Raw genomic sequence first — 18,895 nt, 5'->3', positions numbered from 1 at the left:
CCTTGCGACCTGGCTCACCAGGAGGACTTGGTCACCCCCGGCAGGAACCCCGCGTGGGCCTGCTCGCGCATCCGGACGCGGGAGAGGCCGAAGTCGCGGAGGTAGCCGCGCGGCCTGCCGTCCACACTGTCGCGGTTGCGGACCCGGGTGGCGCTGGCGTCACGCGGCTGACGCCGCAACTCCGCCACAGCCGCGGCACGTTCACCCTCCGGAGTGCCGGGCCGCCGGATGATCTCCTTCAGCTCGGCCCTGCGGGCCGCGTACCGTTCGACGGTCGCCCGCCGCTTCTCGTTCTGCGCGATCTTGCTCTTCTTCGCCATCAGACCTTCCCTCCCCGCGCCCGGATGCGCGCCACTGCGGCTTCGATGCCGATGCCGTCGATGGTCCTGATCGCACGGGCGCTCAGCGTGAGACGCACGTGGCGCCCCTCACTCGGCAGCCAGTACCGCTTGCGCTGGACGTTCGGGTCGAACCTGCGGGACGTACGGCGGTGCGAGTGGGAGATGTTGTTGCCGAATCCCGGCTTCGAGCCGGTCAGTTGACAGTGGGCGGACATGGAAGAACCTGCCTCTCCTACGGAACGGTCCATTATTGAAAATGGAAACCATTGCCATATAGTAGCGCCCATGGCTCGCAACGAAGTACGCCCGATCATCAAGCTCCGGTCCACGGCAGGCACCGGCTACACCTACGTCACGCGCAAGAACCGGCGGAACGACCCCGACCGGATGGTGCTGCGCAAGTTCGACCCGGTCGCCCGCCGCCACGTCGACTTCCGCGAGGAGCGCTGAGGCCCGGCCCTCCCGCACCACCCCACCCGACTCCAGCGCCTCCGACCCGATCCCGAGGACATCGCCATGAAGCCCGGAATCCACCCCGCCTACGGCCCCGTCGTCTTCCGCGACAAGGCCGCCGACTTCGCGTTCCTGACCCGCTCGACCCTGACCAGCGCCCGCACGATCACCTGGGAGGACGGCAACACCTACCCCGTGGTCGACGTGGAGATCTCCTCCGCGAGCCACCCCTTCTACACGGGCACCGCCCGCGTCCTGGACACCGCCGGACGCGTCGAGCGCTTCGAGCGGCGCTACGGGCGCGGTGAGTCCCGGTGAGCCCGCACCGCGCGAAGCTGCCCGTCGTCATCGTCTGCGGCCTGCACGCCGAGGCGCGCCGCGAGGTGGTGGAGGGGCTGCTGCGGGACGTGCCGCACAGTGTGGCCCTGCACCACGATCTGTCGAGCGCCGGCGGCGGCACGGTCCGGCGTTCGCTGCGTGACGCCGGCGGCGAGCTGGCGTCCGATGAGGCACGGCTCGTGAACGACTGCGCCTGCTGCGCGTTGCGCGAGGACCTCGTCCCCGAGCTCGAACGGCTCGCGGGGGACGGGCGCACCCGGCTCGCCGTCCTGGAGCTCTGGGACTCCGTGGAGCCGAGGTCCATGGCCGAGGTGATCGCCGCGCACACCGAGGCCGCCGAGGTGACCAATGTCTTCGCGGCCGTCGACCCCGCACTCGTCCTGCCCTGCCTCTCCAACGGCGACGACCTCGCCGAGGCGGGGCTGGCCGCGGCGGCCACCGACCGGCGGACGGTCGGCGACACCTGGGCCCGGCAGGTGGAGTACGCGCCCGTGCTCGCCGTGACACCGAACCCGGCGGCCGACGAGGAGGACCGCGCGCTGCTCCGGCAGCTCAACCCGACGGCACGTCACTTCACCTCAGGCTCGCTCGACTTGGCACGATGCACGTTCGCCGGGTTCGACGTGGAGGCGGCTGCCGCCGCACAGCATCCCGCGTGCGCGCTGCTCCCGCAGGAAGCGGACGAGGCCGGGGTCACCACGCTCGTCTGGCGACGGCACCGGCCCTTCCACCCGGGGCGCCTGTTCGACGCCCTGGAGGAGGTGAGCTGTGCCGCCGCCCGCAGCCGGGGACGGTTCTGGCTGGCCGACCGGCCCGACACGCTGCTCTCCTGGGACGCGGCGGGCGGGGCGCTCTGCGTGGAGAACACCGGGCCCTGGCTCGCCTCCCTGCCGGACGCCGCCTGGTCGATGGTGCCGCCCTACCGGCGGGCGGCCGCGGCGCTGGACTGGCATCCCGAGCACGGCGACCGCTGCCAGCACCTGGTCTTCGTCTCCCCCGGCCTCGACCGCGAGGGGCTGACCGGACTGCTGGACTCCTGCCTGCTCACGGACGAGGAGTTCGGATCGGGCCGAGAGGGGTGGAAGAGGCTGCCGGCCGCGTTCGACGTCTTCCTCGACCCGGTGCGCTGACCGCCCGCCGGGTCCCGCGCCCGGCACATGACCCTCGTGGCGGCCCGGCCCCTCGCGACACCCGCGACGCGCGTACGAACGGGGTCGTGGCGATGCGGGGCCCTGTCGGCTCGGGGTGCGACACGGTGGCGGCGCGGTGACGATGGAGGTATGGGCAGAGACACTCCCGGAGAGGGCGCCTCCGGTCCGGCGTCGTCGGGCACGGGAACGGCGGGCCGGCGGGGAGGCCCGCCGCATCAGGGCCTCGCTCTCGCCGCCATGCTGTTCGCCGTGTCGATGACGTTCATCGATCAGACCATCGTGGCGATCGCCGCTCCGGACATCATCGACGAACTCGGGCTCACCTCCTCGCAGATGCAGTGGGTCGTCAACGCCTATCTGCTGACGCTGGCCGCCTTCTTCGCGCTGGGCGGGCGATTGTCCGACATCTTCGGGCACCGCCGCGTGATGCTGATCGGCACCCTGGTCTTCGTCATCGCCTCCGCGCTCTGCGGCGCCGTGCCGTCCGGGGACGTCGCCCAGGCGTGGCTGATCGGCTTCCGGGCCGTCCAGGGCGTCGGCGCGGCGCTGATGTTCCCCGCCGCGCTCGCCGTGGTCATCGCCGTGTTCCCGGTGGAGCGGCGCGGGCGGGCGCTGGCCCTGTTCTTCGGGGTGTCCGGCGCGCTGACCGCGATCGGCCCCCTGCTGGGCGGCTGGCTCACCGCGTGGACCTGGCGGGCGATCTTCTGGGTCAACGTGCCGGTCGCCGTCATCGCGATCGTCCTGGCGCTGCTGGCCCGCATTCCGGACCGGGCCCGGCGCGAACCGCTGGATCTGCCCGGGGCCGTGCTGGTCGCCGTCGGCATGGGGCTGACGGTGCTGGGGCTGCAGCAGGCGTCGACCTGGGGCTGGGGCTCCGTCGCCACGTGGGTCTGCATCGCGGGCGGGCTGCTGGTGCTGGCGGTCTTCTGCCGGTTCGAGCTGCGGGCCCGCTTCCCGCTGATCAAGCTGCGGGTCTTCCGCGACCTGGCGTTCCGCGTCGACAACGCCGTGCTGTTCTTCGCGATGATGGCGTTCGTCCCGGTGTTCTTCTTCGCCTCGGTGTACGCGCAGGTCTCGCTCAGCGCTTCGCCCAACCAGGCCGCGCTCTACCTCCTGTACTTCTTCATCGGCTTCGGGCTCGCCTCCCAGTGGGGCGGCCGGATCCTCGACAAGCGCGGGGCCCGTCCCGCGATGAAGCTCGGCACGGCGCTCGGCGCGGTCGGGTTCGCCCTGTGGGCGGGGAAGCTGACGACGCTGTCCATGCACGACCAGTGGCTGTACGCGGCCATGGCCGGCGCGGGCATCGGCCTGCTGCTGGCCCCGGCCTCGACGGACGCGGTGAACCGGGCGATCGACGCCAGCTACGGCGAGGTCACCGGTATCACCCAGACCGTGCGGAACTTCGCGGCCAGTATCGGGCTGGCCGTGTACGGCACCATGCTCACCCATACGACGATCACCAAGGTGGACGGGACCCTGCGGGACAAGGGCGTGCCGGACGGCGAGTCGCACGGCATCGCGGAGTCCGTCGCACAGTCGGTGACCGGGCAGGCGGATTCCCGGGGACCGACGGGTTCGGGGTCCGTGGCCGACACCGTACGGGAGTCGATGCCGGCGATCCGGATGGATTTCGCCGAGGCGAACCAGTGGGTGTTCTACGGGATGGCCATCGCCCTGGGCATCGCCTTCCTGGTCTCGCTGCGCCATCCGGGGACCCGGGTGACCGAGGAGGCGGCTACGCGGCCCCCGGTGAAGCCGGGAGGCTGACGGTCCGGGCCGGACGGGCGGACCGAGCGCGCGTCGGCCGGGAGGCCGGGAGATGTGCGGCAACCGACCGGGACGGATCGCTGCCGGCCGCGGCGGAACGGCTCGGGCGATCGCGGGGCTCCCGGTCGTCGTGGACGGGGGCGTGTGCGGGGCACGCCGGGTGGGGCGGGCGGGTCCGACGCGGGCACGGGGACGGTCTCGTACGCCGTCACCCCGGTGCCGCCGGGGCCGGACCCGGGTGGAGCGGGAGGGTGGGTCAGAAGGCGAAGACCGTGTGGCCGTTCGTGCTGCCCGCCATCTCGCAGGCGTTGCCGTACGTGGTGCTGAACCGGACCGGCTTGCCCTGCCAGACGCCGTCGGCGGTCACGACGATCGGATCCCACTGACGGGTACAGGTGCGGTTCGACGGGCCGGCGGCCAGCTCGGAGAACTGCCCCCGGACCTCGGCCAGTTCCTTGCACGCGGCGACGGGATCCGGGTGCGTCCCCGTGGCGGTGGGGGCGCAGCTGAGCGTCACGGCCCGCTCGACGGTCGCGGTCAGCGGGTCCTCGCCGCGTGCGACGCCGAGCACGAGAGCGGAGGGCGCGTAGAGGCTCTTCGCCCGCGCCGGTGCGGCCTGCGCGGTGGCGGCGGCGAGACCGCCCAGCAGAAGCGCGCCGGCCGCGAGGGTGGCGAAGGTGGCGTGCGGAATGCGTCGCATGAGAGGGGCTCCTTGATCGGGTGCGTGATTGCGGTCAGGAGTCTTACGCATGCGGACAGTAGGCGCACATCGACGGCCGCCTTCCGGCCGCAGACGCGCGTTCGAGCCGACCGAATGGTCATTCGGGCAGCTCAGAAGGGCGGGGCAAGCTGTCCAGCATATGGACGTCTCCCGGCAGTTCAATCCAAAACAACCGCCTGACCTGCATAGATCCCGCGTCGTCACCCTACGTCCCGTCGGCGCTTCGGCCGGAAAGTGCCGCCGTCCGGGCTCCGCGCGGGAGGCGATGCCCGGGAATCCGCGAACGCGGCTGTGCCGCGCGGTCATCGACCGCGCGGCACAGCCGCGTTCCGGTGTTCCGGCGAGCCCCCGCCCCCTGTGCCCGGTGAGGCCCCCGGTTCAAGCGCGGGTCACACCGTCTCCCGCACCCGCTCCTCGCTCTCCTCGGCCCGCTTCAGCATGTCCTGCCAGTAGGCGGCGGACCCGGCAGCGGAGGCGCCCTCCTGCGTCCAGGACTGCTGGTTGGCCCCGGCGGGTCCGGCGATGTTCTTCCAGATCCCGTCCGCGCCCTCCGCGGCGGCCGCCGCGACCGCCGCCCAGTGCTCGGCCTGCGCCGCGGCCGCGGTCTGCTCGTCCGCCCAGGTCCGGTACGCGGCGCCGGCCTGGTCCGCCACCGAGCGCCACGCCGCCTCGGCCTCGGCCCGCGCCTTCGCCGCGTCGGCCGCGCCCTTGAGCGCCTCCTCCGCCGCGAGCGCCTTCCGGAGCAGCAGCGTCAGGGCATGGTGGCGGCGCGTCTCCCCGTCCGCGATCCGCAGCCGGTGGCCCTCCAGGTCGAGGGTGGCGCCGGTGGCCCACCCGTAGCCGAAGAACTCCGCCACGTCGGCGTCGGTGGCGCCCGGCCGCAACGCCCACTGCGCGGCGGTGCGGACCTCGCCGCCGGGGTCGGTCGCGGCGAGCGCCGCGACGAAGTCCCGCTCCCTGGCGGCCACTTCCTGCTGGTGCTCGGTATCGGCGGCCCTGACCTCGCGGTCGCGCTGCTGGGCCCGCTCGTATCCGGTGCTGACGAACGCGGCCCGGTCGGGGTCCGTGCCCTTCAGCGCCGTCCTGGCGGCCGCGTTCACCTGCGGCGAGAACTCCGGTGTGTGGGTGGCCGCCACCCGCTCGCAGAACAGCCGGCTGCGGGTCCGGGTGTCGCGCAGACGCTGCTTGGCGAGGTCGTAGCCCCCGCCGGGGGCCAGCCACGCCTCGATCGCGGCGTCGCCGAGCGTGCTGCGCAGCGCGTTCCACGCCGAGGTGCGCAGCTCGGCGGGGAGCCCGGACTTGGCGATGCGCAGGACTTCGTTGCGCGCCGCCTCGGCCGCCAGGGCGGACAGGGCGGGCGTCTCGTCGGCGGCGACGGCCCGGGCGGTGCCCGGAGCGTCGGCCCAGGCCGGGGCGGACCCGGCGAGCGGAGTGCCGAGGGTCAGCAGGGCCACGGTCAGGGCCGTCGCGGCCCGGCGTCCGGCGCTCATGCGGGCCACGCGATCGGCTTGACGCGCCACAGCTGCGCGTCGGTCTGGTTGCAGGTCCACTGGCGCACCGGCTTGCCCTGGACCACCTCGCTGTTGGGTATGTCCAGGCAGCGGCCCTCGACGTGGGTGGGCCGGAGCTGGTAGAGCTTGCGGACGGGGTCGACGAGCTCCACCTGCCAGCGCGTGTGCTTGCCCCCGGAGCAGGTGCCCAGGCGCACGCCCGCCCCCGCGGCGGTGCCGGCGTCCGCCACTTCGAGGCAGTCGCCGTTGCTCTCCCAGCGCAGTTCGAAGGTGGAGTCGCCGATGCGTACGGACTCGAACACGGCGGGGAAGATCCAGTCGGTGTGGCAGAGGTCCAGGTAGGTCTGGTTGTTGGGGGCCGCCCCCACGCAGAACCCGCCGTTCGCCGTCTGGAGCTGTACGTACGTCTTGTCGGCCGCGTGGGCGGTGGTGGTCGTGCCGACGAGGGCGGTCAGGCCGGCCGCGAGGGCCAGCGCGGCTCGGACGATCCGTGCCATCGTGAAGTTTCCTTTCTGTTCGCCTGTTCCGGGGATACGGATGGCGGTGTCGTCACGAGACGGATGCCGTCGCGGTCCAGCGCTGGGGCGACACGTTCTGGCATTGGCCGATGCCGGGCTGTACGCCGTCGGCGGTGCTGTAGTCGGGAACGGTCAGACAGTAGGCGGGCTGGTCGACAGGACGCAGTTGGTGGAGGCCCGTGGTCATGTCGACGAGCACCATGCGCCATCGCTGAGTGGACAGGTCGGAGGTGCACCACTTCTGCTGGACCTTCCAGTTCAGGTCGGCCCCCGTGGTCAGGCATCTCCCGCTGTGCTTGGCCTGGATCATGAAGTAGCCCTGTCCGGCGGGCTTCAGGGCGAACAACTGGTTGTCGCCGGTCGCGCAGGTCGACTGCACGGCCGCGGCGCCGTTGGCGAGGCTTCCGCCGGCGACGGTGAGGCATTTGCCGCTGTGCTCGGCCGCGAAGCGGAAGTAGGTCGTGTTCGGTTCGGCGTGGGCGGTGGTGGCGCCGCCGAGCAGGGCGGCGAGGCCGGCGGCTGCGGTGAGTGCGGTACGGGCGATCCGTGCCATGGTGATGTCCGATCTCTTTCGTGCGGTGGTCCGGGCAGGCGGGGTTCAGGGGGCGAGGGGCGGCGCGACCTTCCAGACCCCGCTCCTCTCGACCCAGCCCGAGGCGCTCGACGTGATCGCGTACATGTCCCCGAGATTGTGGGCGAGCCACCGCTCCTGCGGTCCGACACCCCAGACGAACCCGATCGCCGAACCGTTCTTGCGCTTGCACCAGGTGGCGCCGGTGCGGAAGGCCGAGGTCCGGTCGTCGGCGGCGATCTTGAGTCGCAGGGAGGACGCGGTGGTCATGAGGTAGTAGCCCGGCTTTCGGACCGACTCGAACGACCAGCAGCCAGGCTGACCGGCGAGGGAGGGCACGACCGTCCAGGTGGCGTCCTCACGGTCGGCCAGCGGGCTCCTGCTGTCGACGGGGGTGATGAACGCCGCCCCCTTGTCCGCGGTGGACTGGCGGATGTTCCAGCCGGTGGCGTCCACGTCGAGCGACTGGATGGACTGCCGCTTGAGGCGGTACTGGGTGTCCTCCTTGAGGAACGCCGCCACCTGGGCGTCCGTCCCGGCGAGCGCCTTCTTCGCGGCGGCGACCAGGTTCGGGTGCATCCCGCCGTTCTCGGCGGCGGCCTGGATCTGGAGGGCGAGGCGGCGGTCCGCCTCGGCGGCCTTCTTGCGCCGGTTCTCGTCGTCGAGCTTGTACGCCGCGTCGGCCCCGGTGTGGATGAACGCCTTCCACGCGTCCGGGCTCGGGTTCAGCACGGCGCGCTGGGCCGCCGCGTACAGTTCGGAGCCGTGCAGGTCCGCCGGGGCCAGGCGGAGCAGTTCGCGGATGAAGTTGTCGCTGCTGAGGACGAGCATGCCCTCGGTGGGCGTGATGCGGAACAGGGCGGCGGCGGTCTTCCGCGCGGCCAGCTCCCGCTGCCGCTCGGCCTCTTCGCGGTCGCGCTCCTCCAACTCCTTGAGCTCGTTGGCGACATCGGTCCGGTGGGCTTCGCGCACTCCGTTGACGATGTACTCGCGCCACTCGGCCGGCTCTCCGGCGAGGGCGCGGATGCCGGCGGCGCGGACCTCGGGGCCCGAGGCCGCGTGTTTGATCACGGCACGGATGAAGTTGTCGTCGTTGAGGGCCAGCAGCTCGGGGGTGCTGGGGATGCCCACCACCTGCAACGCCTGGGTCTTGGCGAGCCGGGCCGCTCGTTCGGCCTCCGCCTTGTCCCGTTCCCGCTGCTGGTCGAGCCGGTACGCGTCATGGATGCCGGTGACGATGAAGGCCACGTGATCGGCCGGGGCGGAGCTGAACATCGCCTGCTCGGCCGCGACCCGTACGGAGTCGAGCAACTCCCCCGCGTCCCTGGCCTTCTGCCACAGGGCGTGGATGAAGTCGTAGTCGCTGAGCAGGAGTACGTCGGCGGTCGGGTCGAGACGGACCACGGCGGCGGCGTTCACCCGCTGGGTGTCGGTGGTGCCGATGCCCGCGGCCCGGGTCGACGCCTCGGCCGTGGGGCCGGCGGCGAGGACCCCCGGGGCGGTGGCGCCGAGCGTCGCGGCGAGCGCGGTGGTGATGACGATGCCGCGCGTGACGGTCCGTCGCACTCTCGCGGGCGGGACAGAGCTCTTCTTCATACTGTTTCCGTGATCCCTACTACCGTCGCCTGAGGGCGACTTGACGAATGCAGGGTGAAATCTGAGCAGGAAGGACCGCCCGCTCCTGGCGGAAGCGAGCGGAAACCGGAGCGCGCGCCGTCATCACCGACGTAATCGCGCCGACAGCTCCGGTGAATCCCCCTGAAAGTGAACTAATTTCCCCCCGAATCCGGCGTTCCAACCGGATGTGAGGGTGACCTTACTCGGAATACGCCGGGCGCGGCAACGCCCATTCCGCGACATGCCGCCGACGAACCCGCGGTCCGTTCCGCGAGGCACCCGGGCCCGGCGCTTCTCACCGGCCGGGCACACGCCCCGGAGGCTCGGCGAACTCACGCCAGCCAACAGAGGTGACGTGTCGTCAGGAGCAGTTCTGTACAGCGACTTTTGAGCCATCGCCGAATCGGTCTCTTTCCGCCCGGGTTGCACAGGCGCCCGTTGCGACGATCTTCCGCAGGGGTTACGGTGACGCAGCCGACCTGCTCGGTCGGCATGCTGGGAGGGGAACCACCGGGGTCATCGCACTCCGGCGTGTTGTGCATGCGCTGGGGAGCGGCGAGCCGCAGGGGGAAAAGCATGACCGACAGCTGCGCCCAGGCCCCGTAGTGCCCATTTCACCTTCGCTGCCGGGTGCCGCGCCATTGTTCGGTCTCGGGTGGTCCCGCCCCGCGAAATCGACTCGATCGCCTGATCCGCAGGCGCGAATTCCCTCTCCTTCACTGATGCCATAAAGCCGTCGGGACACAGTCAGGACTGATACCCCGACATCCACCGGGCCCGAAGCGGGGCTTCGCGCCGGCGCGGCTCCCGGGCCAGGAACGCACGGAGACGGGCATCGCCATGCCCGTGTGACCACAGCCTGCCCGGACGCTCCTCCATTCCTTTCGGGCCGGTCGGAATTCTCATTCTCTGGAGGCTCTCCTTGCTGGGCAGACTTCGACCGCCGGGCCGTCGCAGACGTATGCGCGAAACCGTTCCCAAGGCATTGTCCGGGCTCGTCGCCCTGACGCTGCTGGGCGGACTGGCCGCCCCCGCGTCGGCCGCCGCCCCCACGGCCGCACCGGCCGATCTCGCGGCTCTGCGCCACGTGGTGAGCGCGCTGGCCGACGGCCCCACGCCGGCACCCACGGCACTGGAGGCGCTGAGCGCCGACCGTGACCGTCAACTCGTCGAGGACTTCGCCGAGTTCGATGAGGAGGAAGAGGTCCGCGAGGCCGCCCGGGCGGCACTGGAGAGCAGCGACCCCAACGCCATCCGTGACTTCCTGGAGCGCGGCGAGGCCGAGGCCCGGCAACGGGCGAAGGACAAGCGGGAAGCAGTCGACCGGGACAATCGGACGAAGATCGAGGCGCTGCGCGGCACGGGTGGCCCCTTCTTCAACGCCGAGGTGGAACGGGTCCTGAAGGGCGATGCCCGGGACCGGGCCGACTTCCTCGCGTTCGGCGCGGACATCGCCCGGCAACGGGACAAGGAGACCGAGCAGAACCAGCGGGAGCGCGCCGCCGAGAACCGCAAGCGCGTGGAGATGCTGGTCGCGGTCGGCGGTCCCGAGGTGAAGCGGACCGCGCAGGCCGTGCTGGCCACGAACGACGACAAGGCGATAGCGGAGTATCTGGAGAAGGGCTATCTCGCCGCCGCCGCCAAGGACGCCGACGACCGGGCGGCCCATGAGAAGGCGCAGCAGGAAGCCCTGGAGGCCGCGGAGCGGCTGCGCGACCTGGCGGAGAAGACCGCGCGTGCCGCCGACGCCCGCGGAAAACTGATCACGGCTCACGGGGCGGCGGTCAAGGCCCTCAAGGAAGCCTCGAACGCGATGAGCGCGGCCGCGGCGCAGTCACGCGCGGCGGACCGGCTGCTCGACGCGGACCGCGCCGGCAGGAAGGTGTCCGACTACGGCCCGGTCAAGGCGGAGGTCGCCCGCCAGGTCGGCATCGCGTCGGCCTCGGCGAAGGCGGCGCAGGTCGCGGCCGGCCAGGCCAAGGTCCAGGCGGACGTGCTGGTGGAGACCGGGCTGACGCACGGTGTGCAGTGGTCGGAGGTGGCCACGGACATCGCCGCGGCGGCCGACGCCGCCTCCACCGCGTCCGCCACGGCCCAGCACGCGGTGGACGCCACCGCCGCCGACGCTGCGGGCCTCGGCTCCGCCCGCGAGGCGGAGCTGCACGCCCAGCAGGCCGTCAAGTGGCGGGCCAACGCCGAGCAGCACGCGAAGGCGGCGGCTCAGCTGGCCGCGGCCGCGGCACGGCAGGCGCAGATCGCGGCCACGGCAGCGGCCAAGGCCCGGCAGGCCAGGATCGACGCCGAGGCGGCGGAGAAGGCCGCCTGGGCGCACGCGCAGAAGACGCGGGACGCCCGTGTCGAGGCACAGCGCCAGGCGAAGGTGGCCGCTGAACAACGGGTGGTCGCCCAGCGGGAGCAGGAACTGGCCGCCGTCGCACGGGCGCGCGCCGAGCAGGAGAGCAAGGTCGCCGCCGAGGCGCGGCTGCGCGCCGAGGCGGAGCAGCGGACCGCGTCGGCCAAGCGGGCGGAGGCCCAGGCGGCCGCGGCCACGGCGGCGCAGAAGCGGGCCGAGGCACAGACCCAGGAGGGTGTGGCCGCCAAGGCGGACCAGAAGGCGCGGGGCGACGAGAGGACAGCCCGGACCGCCCGCGACAAGGCCGTCGAGGCCGAGCGGCTGCGCGACGCGGAGGAGGCGCGGGCCAGAGCGGCGGAGGCTCTCGCCGCGGCCGCGCAGGGCACCGAGCACGCGCAGGAGGCCAGCAACGCCGCCACCGAGGCCCGAGCGGCGGCCAACGCGGCGAAGACCGCCGCAGGCCAGGCCCGCGCCGCCGCCGACGCCGCCTCGGGTGCGGCGGTCAGGGCGCGGCAGGCGGCCATCGAGGCGGACGGCGCGGCCGGCAGGGCACGGGCCGCCGCCGCTGAGGCGTCGGCGCACGCCTCGCGCGCCAACGCGGCCGCCAACAAGGCGGAGGCCGCAGCAGCGGCCGCCGGCGCGGCGGCGGGCCGGGCGGAGTCGGAGGCGGCCCTCACCCGGGCCGCCTCGCAGCGGGCCGGCGCCAAGGCGGCCGAGGCCACGGCGCAGGAGGCCCGGGCCGGTATCGCCGCGCACGAGGCGTCACGGCTGGCCGGGCTGGCCGCCGTCCAGGCCAACCACGCGCTCCAGGCCGCCCATCGCACCCGGGAGGAGGCCGACGGGGCCACCCGCGAGGCGGCCATGGCCCGGGTGCAGTCAGCGGTGGCCGTCCAGGCCGCCGCGTCGGCCCGCTCCACGGCGGCGGGCATCGCCGACCCCGCGAACACGGCGATCGCCCTGACCGCGCCGTTCAGTGGCACGGACGTCACGGCGGACTTCGCCGCCGATGTGGCCAGGGCGGCGCTGGAGCTGGGGCAGGCCGAGGTCGTCAAGGCGGAGTCCCGCGCGGCGGAGGCCGTCAGGGCGGCCGAGGCGGCGGAGGCCGCGGCGAAACTGGCCAACGCGCAGGTGGCTCCCGCTTTCAAGGCCGCGGCCGCGGCGGCGCGTTCGTCCTCGGACACGGCCCGTTCGTCCGTCGCGGCGATGCGGTCCGCGGCCGACGCCGCCGAGGACGGGGCGAAGGCCCGAGCGGCGGCGGCGAGCGCCGACAAGGCGGACGTGCAGGCACGAGCGGACGCGAAGGCCGCCAGGGAAGCGGCCGACCAGGCGTTCGCGGACGCGGCGGCCGCCCGTACGGCAGCCACCCGGGCCGAGGCCGAGGCCGTCCGGGCCCGGACGGCCGCCACCGAGGCCGAGAACCACGCCACCGCAGCGGCGAGCGCCGCGTCACTGGCCGAGCGGGAGGCGACCGCCGCGCAGACGGCCGCCGCGCAGGCGGAGAAGGACGCGGCCGACGCCGCACAGCTCGCCACCTCCGCCGAGGAGTACGCCACGTCCGCGGAGGCGGCGGCGAAGAAGGCCGACAGCTACGCGAAGGAAGCGGACGCCGCCGCCGAACGGGCCGAGGCGTACCAGCGTGAACAGGAGCGCAAGGCCCGGGAGGAGGCGGCCTCGAAACCGGCTCCGACCACACCGGAGTCCGACCCCGACCTGGTGAAGCAGGCGCTCGAGGAAGCCGGGATCTCCGCCGAGGAGTACGAGGCGGCGCTGGCGATCGCCGGCAAGGACCTCCTCGACTACCTCCTGGAGAACGGGGCCGAGATCCTCGTCGAACTCGTCGCCGGCGACATCATGGAGTGCATCGACGACCCGGACATCGCGACCTGCATCTGGGCCATCATCTCCAACCTGCCGGTCCTCAAGGCGGCGAAGCTCCTCGGGAAGATCCCCAAGATCACCAAGGCCATCCTGGGCATCAGCGCGTTCCTGGACAAGACCGCGGCGGCCCGCAAGAAGGTCAAGAAGGTCGAGGAGGCCCTGGAGAAGGTCAAGAAGGGCGCCAAGTGCCTCACGGACGACAAGCCGGGCAAGGGCGGCAAGAGCGTCTCGGCCGCGGGGCGGCCGGAAGCGGCGGCGAACCATGCCGGCGGTACGTGGGCCCGGAGCACCGCCGCCGACGACGACCCCTCAGTCGAGTGCGGCCCCTACATCTGGTGGCCCTACCGCCCCGGGGTCGACCACACCGACCAGGGCCCCGTGCCGGCTGACGCCGGAATCCCGGCCGGCGCGTTCCTGCGCCCGGGTGACTACATCTTCGTCGTCCGTCTCGACGGCACACTGCGCGCGATGAGCAACGACGACCTGGACGAGATCGAGGACTACCCCGGGCACACGTCGCTGGCCGAGGACAAGCCCGTGCTGATGGCGGGCGAATTCGAGGTCGGCGCGGCCGGTCTGATCACCATGGTCAGGAACTTCTCCGGCCACTACATGCCGCAGCAGAAGGAAGGGTTCACCTCGCTCAAGGACATCACCAAGGCGTCCTTCCTCGGGCACGGATGGGTGTTCCCGGACAAGGCGTGGAAGCTGTACGTCAAGAAGAACCCCTGATCCGCATCGGCTCCGCAGGGGGCGGCCCGCTCGGGCCGCCCCCTGCGGGACCGCCCCCACGACGACTCCTCCCGATACGGTGGCACCGATGACCTCCCCGACCTGTCCGAGCCCCGATGTCCTCCTGGCGCGGCTGGCGCGCGGACTGGGCCTCGCCCCTCCTCCCGCGCACCCCCCGGGCGAGGAGTATCTGCATGAGCTCTCCCGCCGGTCCGGCCTCCGCGACCACGACCTCCTCCTCATCGCCGGACTGCCCTTGCCGCAAGGGGCGTTGGACCTGGAGGGCACAGCGGGCATCTGGGTCCCGTCGCTGGTTCAACACGCCCTCTCCCTCTCCCCCGCCGACCGGCGGCGCCTGCGGGAGCGCGTCCGTGCGACGGCCGGCCAGCCCCGCCCCGCACGGTCCCTTGAACGGCCGCCCGCGGCCCCGGGGCCCGCGGGCTTCGGCTCGCTGCTGGTGTACATGCTCGCCCTGCGCAACCTCGGCCCGTCGGCCGTCGCCTCGACCATGTACCTGGTGTCGGACGTCTGCAGAGCCGCTTCCACCATCCGCAGAATCCGCGACGGTGTGACGGAACTCGACGCCGAGCTTCTACGGGGCTTCGCGGCGGTGCTGGGCGTTCCGGTCTCCGTACTGGCGGCTCTGACCGGGGTGAGCGCCCCGGCGCCGGACGACGGGCTGTCGCCGGACGTGGCGGAGGCGGCGGAGCTGGTCTGGGAGGTACGGCACTTCACCGAACCGGAGGTACGGGAACTGGCGGATTGGGCCGAGGAGTTGGGCCGAGGCTGAGCCGCCCGAACGGACCCGGTGGTCACAGGTGGGCGAGGAGTCCGTCCAGCGGCCGGGGCGGGCGGGTGGGGTCCAGGGCTTCGGTCAGGGCGCGGGCGTAGTGCTCCTTGCGTCCGCCGATGGTTCCCATGAAACGGCGTAGCTGCGCCTCGACCGGCCGTTCCCGCTGGGCCGGCTGCTTCTGGAAGATGTGGAGGGCGCGCAGATCGCCCTGGGCGTCGATGACCCGCTGGACGCCGTCGGTGCCGAGCGCCCGGATCAACTCGTCCTCCAGGTCGGCGTGGCAGGTGAAGAAGCCGAGGCCCTCCAGGTCGTCCCCGGTGAGCGCGGCGCCGAATCCGGTGCGTTCCAGGCCCTGGAGGAAGAAGCGCTGCTCCGCCGCGTCGCAGAGGCCGGCGGGCCGGACGCCGAGGCCGTCCGGGCCGAGGAGCCGCAGGAAGCGGGTGATGCCGGTGGCTCCGCCGAGCGGCACGACCACGACGCCTTCAGCGGTCAGGTCGCGCCCCCGGCGCACGGCGAGGGCCTCGACCGCGGCCCGGTCGCTGACGCCCTCCACGAGGACCACCGTACGCAGGCCCAGCTCGGCCGCAAGCTCGCGGGCGGCGGAAGCCTTCGCGGGGTGCGGTGCGTCCGTGTCGCCCGCCGCCCAGGAGATGAGCGTCTGCCTCAAGCGCGTCGCTGTGTCCACCCCGTCAGTCTCGCACCGTGCCCGGCCGGTCCGACAAGGGTTTTCGCCATCCCGGCGCCCGGCTCTCCGGGGTACGTCAACGGGGCGCGGGCGGCCTGCGCGCCAAGTACAGTCCGACGGCCAGGGCGAGGGCGAGGACGCATCCGGCGAAGGTCAGTCCGGCGTTCCTGAGTCCGATGCCGAGGGTGAGCGCGCCGACGCCGACGACGGGCAGGGAGATGCCGAGGTAGGCGATGACGAAGAAGGCGGACACGGTCGCGGCCCGGTGCTCGGGCGGCGCCGCCGCGCTGATCGCCGCCACCGCGCCGCGGAACGCGAGCCCCTGGCCGAGGCCGCCGCACAGCGCTCCGGCGACCAGCAGGGGCAGCGAGGCGGCCAGCAGTGACGCCCCGACCAGGACGAGCCCGCCGACGAGGACGAAGCAGCCGCCCGGCAGCGCCCGGCGTTCCCCGACCCGGCCCATGAGCGCCTGCCCCGCCGTCGAGGCGAGGAAGACGGAGAAGACGACGAGTCCGGTCAGGGCCAGGTTGTGGACGTCGAGGGTTTCGGCCACGAAGGCGGGGGCGACCGCCGTGAAGAGTCCCAGGAGGGAGAATCCGGCGAAGGCGGCCAGCGCCGAGGTGACGAACACGCCGCGCATCGCGGCCGGGACGGCGATCCCCCGGGGCCGCGGACGCAGCCCCCGGAGCCGGGCGCCGGCGACGGTCTCGGGGAGGAACCAGGTCAGCGCCGCGGCCAGGGCGATCAGCGTCAGATGCGCGATGAAGGGGAGCCGCAGGGGCCAGGGGGCGTACTCCGCGAGCACGCCCGCCAGAAGCGGACCGCACCCCAGGCCGCCCATGTTCGCCGCGGTCGCCGCCAGCCCGGCCCGGGCCGCGCGGCCCGGTGGGGCCAGTTCCATCACCGTCACGGTCGCCGCGCCGCTCAGCAGCCCCGCCGCGAAGCCGGAGAGGAGCCGGCCGGCGAACAGGGCGGCGAGCCCGCCCTCGAAGAGGAAGCAGAACGCGCTGGCGGCCGAGAAGCCCAGGGCGGCCAGGAGCACGGGCCTGCGTCCCGCCTCGTCGGAGACGTTCCCGGCGAGCAGCAGGGTGGCGATCACGCCGAGGGCGTAGACGGCGAAGACGACCGTCACCATCAGTTCGGAGAAACCGAGTTGGGCACGGTAGAGGCCGTAGAGCGGGGTGGGGAGCGTGGTGCCCGCCATGCCGATGGCGAAGACGGCCGCGGCGGCCGGGTAGCCGAGGCGTCCCCTCCGGCGGGCGGGGCCGGCCGTCCGGCCCGTGCGTCCGGCCGCGGGTCCGCCCGGGTGACGGTGGGTGTGCTCGGCGCCGGGCGTTCCCCCGCCGCTGTCACGGCCCGCCCGGCCCCGGGGCGGCCCGGCGGTCTCGTCCTCTCCGCGCTCTCCCATGGCGCGAGCGTAGCCGTGGGAGGTGCGGGCCGCGCGTCCTGCGGGCGGGCGGAGCCCCTTCACGGCCCGAGGGGCGGGGCCGTACGCGGCCCGCGGACACCGTACGGACCCGCCCCCGCTCACACGGTCAGCGCCCGCCGCCGTACCGGCGCTCGAACCCGGCGAACGCCGCCTCCTGCCGCCACTCGGCGGCGGCCTTCGCGTTGTCCGCGAGGTAGCGGGCGCAGGCCGGAGCGGGCTTCGCGACGCCCGGCCGGGAACCGGCGCAGGCCCGCACCGGGTGGTGGCCGGAGCGGTCGGCGCCGCCGGCCCAGAGGCTGCCGCCGTCGAGGAAGGCGTACGTCAGCGAGGCGCGCGCCAGGTCCTTGAGCTCGGGGTAGCTCAGGCCGTAGGTGGCGCGCGCGTACTGGTACTCGTGGCTGATGTCGATGCGGGAGACGCCGGGGTCGTCGGTGGCCAGGACGACCGGAACGCCGTGACGGCGGTACGCCTCGAACGGGTGGTCGTCGCCCGCGACGCCCAGGATCTGCTTGTTGCTGCTGAACGGCACCTCGACGGCGACACCGCGCCGGGCCATGGTGCGCGCGAGCCGCTGCCAGTCGTCCTCGTGGACGAGGTCGACGCCGTGGCCGATGCGTTCGGCCCCGGCGACGAGGACGGCCTCGCGGATGTGGAACGTCAGGTCCTCGGGCTTGACGAGCCCGGGGGTCAGCTCACCGGCGTGCAGGGTGAGGCGGGCGTCCGGGTACTGGGTGCGCAGGTACTGGAGCATCCGCATCTGGAGGCGGTAGTTGCGCAGGGCGCTCTCCCCGTCCTCCGGCTGGACGAGGTTGACGGCGACGAATCGCGGGTCGCGTTCGGCGAGGCGCATACCGACTGCCATCTGGGTGAACACGCGCTCGTTCGAACTGCCCCGGGAGACCTGGGAGATCCACCGCACGGGGAGGCGGCATCCGGGGGCGGGGCGGTCGGAGTCGCAGCGCGCCGTCTCACGGAACTGGGCGTCGGCCGCGTCCGCTTCGCGTACGGCCTCGGCGACGACCTTGTCGAGCTTTCCTCCGGCGGTCAACTTCCGGTGGAGGGCGGCGGGATCGGCGTCGTAGCCGACCGCGTCCGCGAGCTTCTTCGCGGCGTCGGACGCCGGGGTGACCAGGGTCTCCAGGTAGAACTGGTTCTGCTCCACCACGGTGTCGGCGACGTTCGCGAGCATCTTGCCCCGGTCGCGCGTCGCTTCGCCGAACTTGCCGAAGGTGTCGAAGAAGTGGTCGTGGCCCGACTGCCCGGCGGGGAAGTCCTGCATGGACCAGGCACGGACGACGCGCTGCCGGAACGCCGTGTCCGTACGGGCGTCGGCGGCTGGCCGGGCGCCCGGTCCGCAGGGCGGGCGGACGGCGGTGTCGGTGGCGTCGATGCAGAGGCCGTTCTCGCCCGCGAGCTGGATCAGGTATTCGGTGGTAACCGCACCCGAGAGGTGGTTGTGGAGGTCGCCGCCCTTGGGCAGATCCGCGAAGAACTCCTTGAGCCGGGCCGGATCGCTCCGCAGTCCGTCGAGGCGCTCGTCGGTCCTGCGTTCGGCCGGGGTGGTGAAACGGGCCGGTGCCTGCGCCCCGGCCCGGGGGGAGGGCTCCCGCACGGGCGTCGCGGACGCCGGAGCCGCGGGGAGCAGCGCGACGAGGGCGAGGAGACCGAGCCCGGCCGGGAGCAGGGATGAGGGACGGTGAGCCGTCCGAATCGATGAGATCACCGCCGCATGATCGCGTCGGCGGGCCTGCCCGTTCCCCCGAATCGACGCCGGGACACCAAGATCCACTCGTTCGGGTGGGAGGCCCGTCACCGCCTGGAGAACGGCGCACCGGTCTCCGCCCCGCAGTTCGACGGGCGGTCGGCCCGGCCCGATGCGGTTTGAGGTACGCCACCGAGTGGAAGGCCGGCCAGCGCGACCTCAGCCCCAGCTCCAGGCGGCACCTTGACTCGCTGACGAGACCGCTCCTCGATCACGCGTGCAATCGGTGAGGTACGGTCCCTGCTCGGCGAACGTGGCTGCACCATCACCGCCG

General features: G+C 73.1%; 16 protein-coding genes. 6 read left to right on the top strand and 10 right to left on the bottom strand.

The window, feature by feature from the left end:
• Positions 1–14: 14 nt before the first annotated feature.
• Both rpsN and rpmB read right to left on the bottom strand, forming a co-directional pair.
• Entirely contained in the window at positions 15–320 is a 306-nt protein-coding gene (rpsN, locus tag IF19_RS0124220) for a 30S ribosomal protein S14 (protein WP_030118434.1), read from the bottom strand.
• Positions 320–556 carry a 50S ribosomal protein L28 gene (rpmB, locus tag IF19_RS0124215; protein ID WP_030118433.1) on the bottom strand — a complete coding sequence of 79 codons (237 nt, stop codon included), beginning with the start codon at positions 554–556 and terminating at the stop codon, positions 320–322. Before rpmB ends, rpsN begins: the two co-directional genes overlap by 1 nt.
• A gap of 70 nt (positions 557–626) precedes the next feature.
• Here rpmB and rpmG point away from each other — a divergent pair, with 70 nt between their 5' ends.
• The 4 genes from rpmG (at position 627) to IF19_RS0124195 (ending at position 4,051) form a co-directional block, all read left to right on the top strand.
• Complete coding sequence (gene rpmG / locus IF19_RS0124210; RefSeq protein ID WP_030118432.1) at positions 627–791, top strand: 50S ribosomal protein L33; 165 nt, start codon at positions 627–629, stop codon at positions 789–791.
• Between the two features lie 66 nt (positions 792–857).
• Positions 858–1,112 (top strand): type B 50S ribosomal protein L31, encoded by a 255-nt coding sequence (locus tag IF19_RS0124205; RefSeq protein WP_030118431.1) that lies wholly within the window; start codon positions 858–860, stop codon positions 1,110–1,112.
• Entirely contained in the window at positions 1,109–2,263 is a 1,155-nt protein-coding gene (locus IF19_RS0124200; protein ID WP_030118430.1) for a CobW family GTP-binding protein, read from the top strand. Before IF19_RS0124205 ends, IF19_RS0124200 begins: the two co-directional genes overlap by 4 nt.
• 150 nt (positions 2,264–2,413) lie before the next feature.
• Positions 2,414–4,051 (top strand): MFS transporter, encoded by a 1,638-nt coding sequence (locus IF19_RS0124195; RefSeq protein WP_030276909.1) that lies wholly within the window; start codon positions 2,414–2,416, stop codon positions 4,049–4,051.
• Between the two features lie 256 nt (positions 4,052–4,307).
• On the opposite strand, the gene IF19_RS0124190 is transcribed toward IF19_RS0124195, so the two are convergent.
• The 5 genes from IF19_RS0124190 to IF19_RS0124170 form a co-directional block, all read right to left on the bottom strand.
• Positions 4,308–4,751, bottom strand: a complete 444-nt coding sequence (locus IF19_RS0124190) for a subtilase-type protease inhibitor (protein WP_030118428.1) — start codon at positions 4,749–4,751, stop codon at positions 4,308–4,310.
• Between the two features lie 410 nt (positions 4,752–5,161).
• Positions 5,162–6,262, bottom strand: a complete 1,101-nt coding sequence (locus IF19_RS0124185; protein WP_030276907.1) for a hypothetical protein — start codon at positions 6,260–6,262, stop codon at positions 5,162–5,164.
• Complete coding sequence (locus IF19_RS0124180; RefSeq protein WP_030118424.1) at positions 6,259–6,780, bottom strand: RICIN domain-containing protein; 522 nt, start codon at positions 6,778–6,780, stop codon at positions 6,259–6,261. Before IF19_RS0124180 ends, IF19_RS0124185 begins: the two co-directional genes overlap by 4 nt.
• 52 nt (positions 6,781–6,832) lie before the next feature.
• Positions 6,833–7,354 carry an RICIN domain-containing protein gene (locus tag IF19_RS0124175; protein ID WP_030118423.1) on the bottom strand — a complete coding sequence of 174 codons (522 nt, stop codon included), beginning with the start codon at positions 7,352–7,354 and terminating at the stop codon, positions 6,833–6,835.
• 45 nt (positions 7,355–7,399) lie between these two features.
• Positions 7,400–8,968, bottom strand: a complete 1,569-nt coding sequence (locus IF19_RS0124170; protein ID WP_030340455.1) for an AbfB domain-containing protein — start codon at positions 8,966–8,968, stop codon at positions 7,400–7,402.
• Positions 8,969–9,950: 982 nt separating this feature from the next.
• Here IF19_RS0124170 and IF19_RS0124165 point away from each other — a divergent pair.
• Together IF19_RS0124165 and IF19_RS1000000135500 are read left to right on the top strand one after the other, a co-directional pair.
• Complete coding sequence (locus IF19_RS0124165; protein WP_199807283.1) at positions 9,951–13,952, top strand: ALF repeat-containing protein; 4,002 nt, start codon at positions 9,951–9,953, stop codon at positions 13,950–13,952.
• An 88-nt stretch (positions 13,953–14,040) separates the two neighbouring features.
• Positions 14,041–14,742, top strand: coding sequence for a hypothetical protein (locus tag IF19_RS1000000135500; protein ID WP_050493915.1), 702 nt, complete (start codon positions 14,041–14,043; stop codon positions 14,740–14,742).
• Positions 14,743–14,764: 22 nt separating this feature from the next.
• Here IF19_RS1000000135500 and IF19_RS0124155 read toward each other — a convergent pair whose 3' ends face one another.
• The 3 genes from IF19_RS0124155 to IF19_RS0124145 all read right to left on the bottom strand — a co-directional run bounded on the left by IF19_RS0124155 (position 14,765) and on the right by IF19_RS0124145 (position 18,582).
• Positions 14,765–15,430, bottom strand: coding sequence for a TOPRIM nucleotidyl transferase/hydrolase domain-containing protein (locus IF19_RS0124155; protein WP_030121420.1), 666 nt, complete (start codon positions 15,428–15,430; stop codon positions 14,765–14,767).
• A 76-nt stretch (positions 15,431–15,506) separates the two neighbouring features.
• Positions 15,507–16,838, bottom strand: coding sequence for an MFS transporter (locus IF19_RS0124150; protein WP_436291990.1), 1,332 nt, complete (start codon positions 16,836–16,838; stop codon positions 15,507–15,509).
• Positions 16,839–16,965: 127 nt separating this feature from the next.
• Positions 16,966–18,582, bottom strand: a complete 1,617-nt coding sequence (locus IF19_RS0124145; RefSeq protein WP_030118414.1) for an adenosine deaminase family protein — start codon at positions 18,580–18,582, stop codon at positions 16,966–16,968.
• Between the last annotated feature and the right edge of the window lie 313 nt (positions 18,583–18,895).

The sequence above is a fragment of the Streptomyces californicus genome, assembly GCF_000717645.1.
In the GTDB taxonomy this organism is placed as follows: Bacteria; Actinomycetota; Actinomycetes; order Streptomycetales; family Streptomycetaceae; genus Streptomyces; species Streptomyces californicus.
The sequence above is the reverse complement of the archived record's forward strand: the minus strand, read 5'-3'. Positions and strand labels throughout refer to the sequence as shown.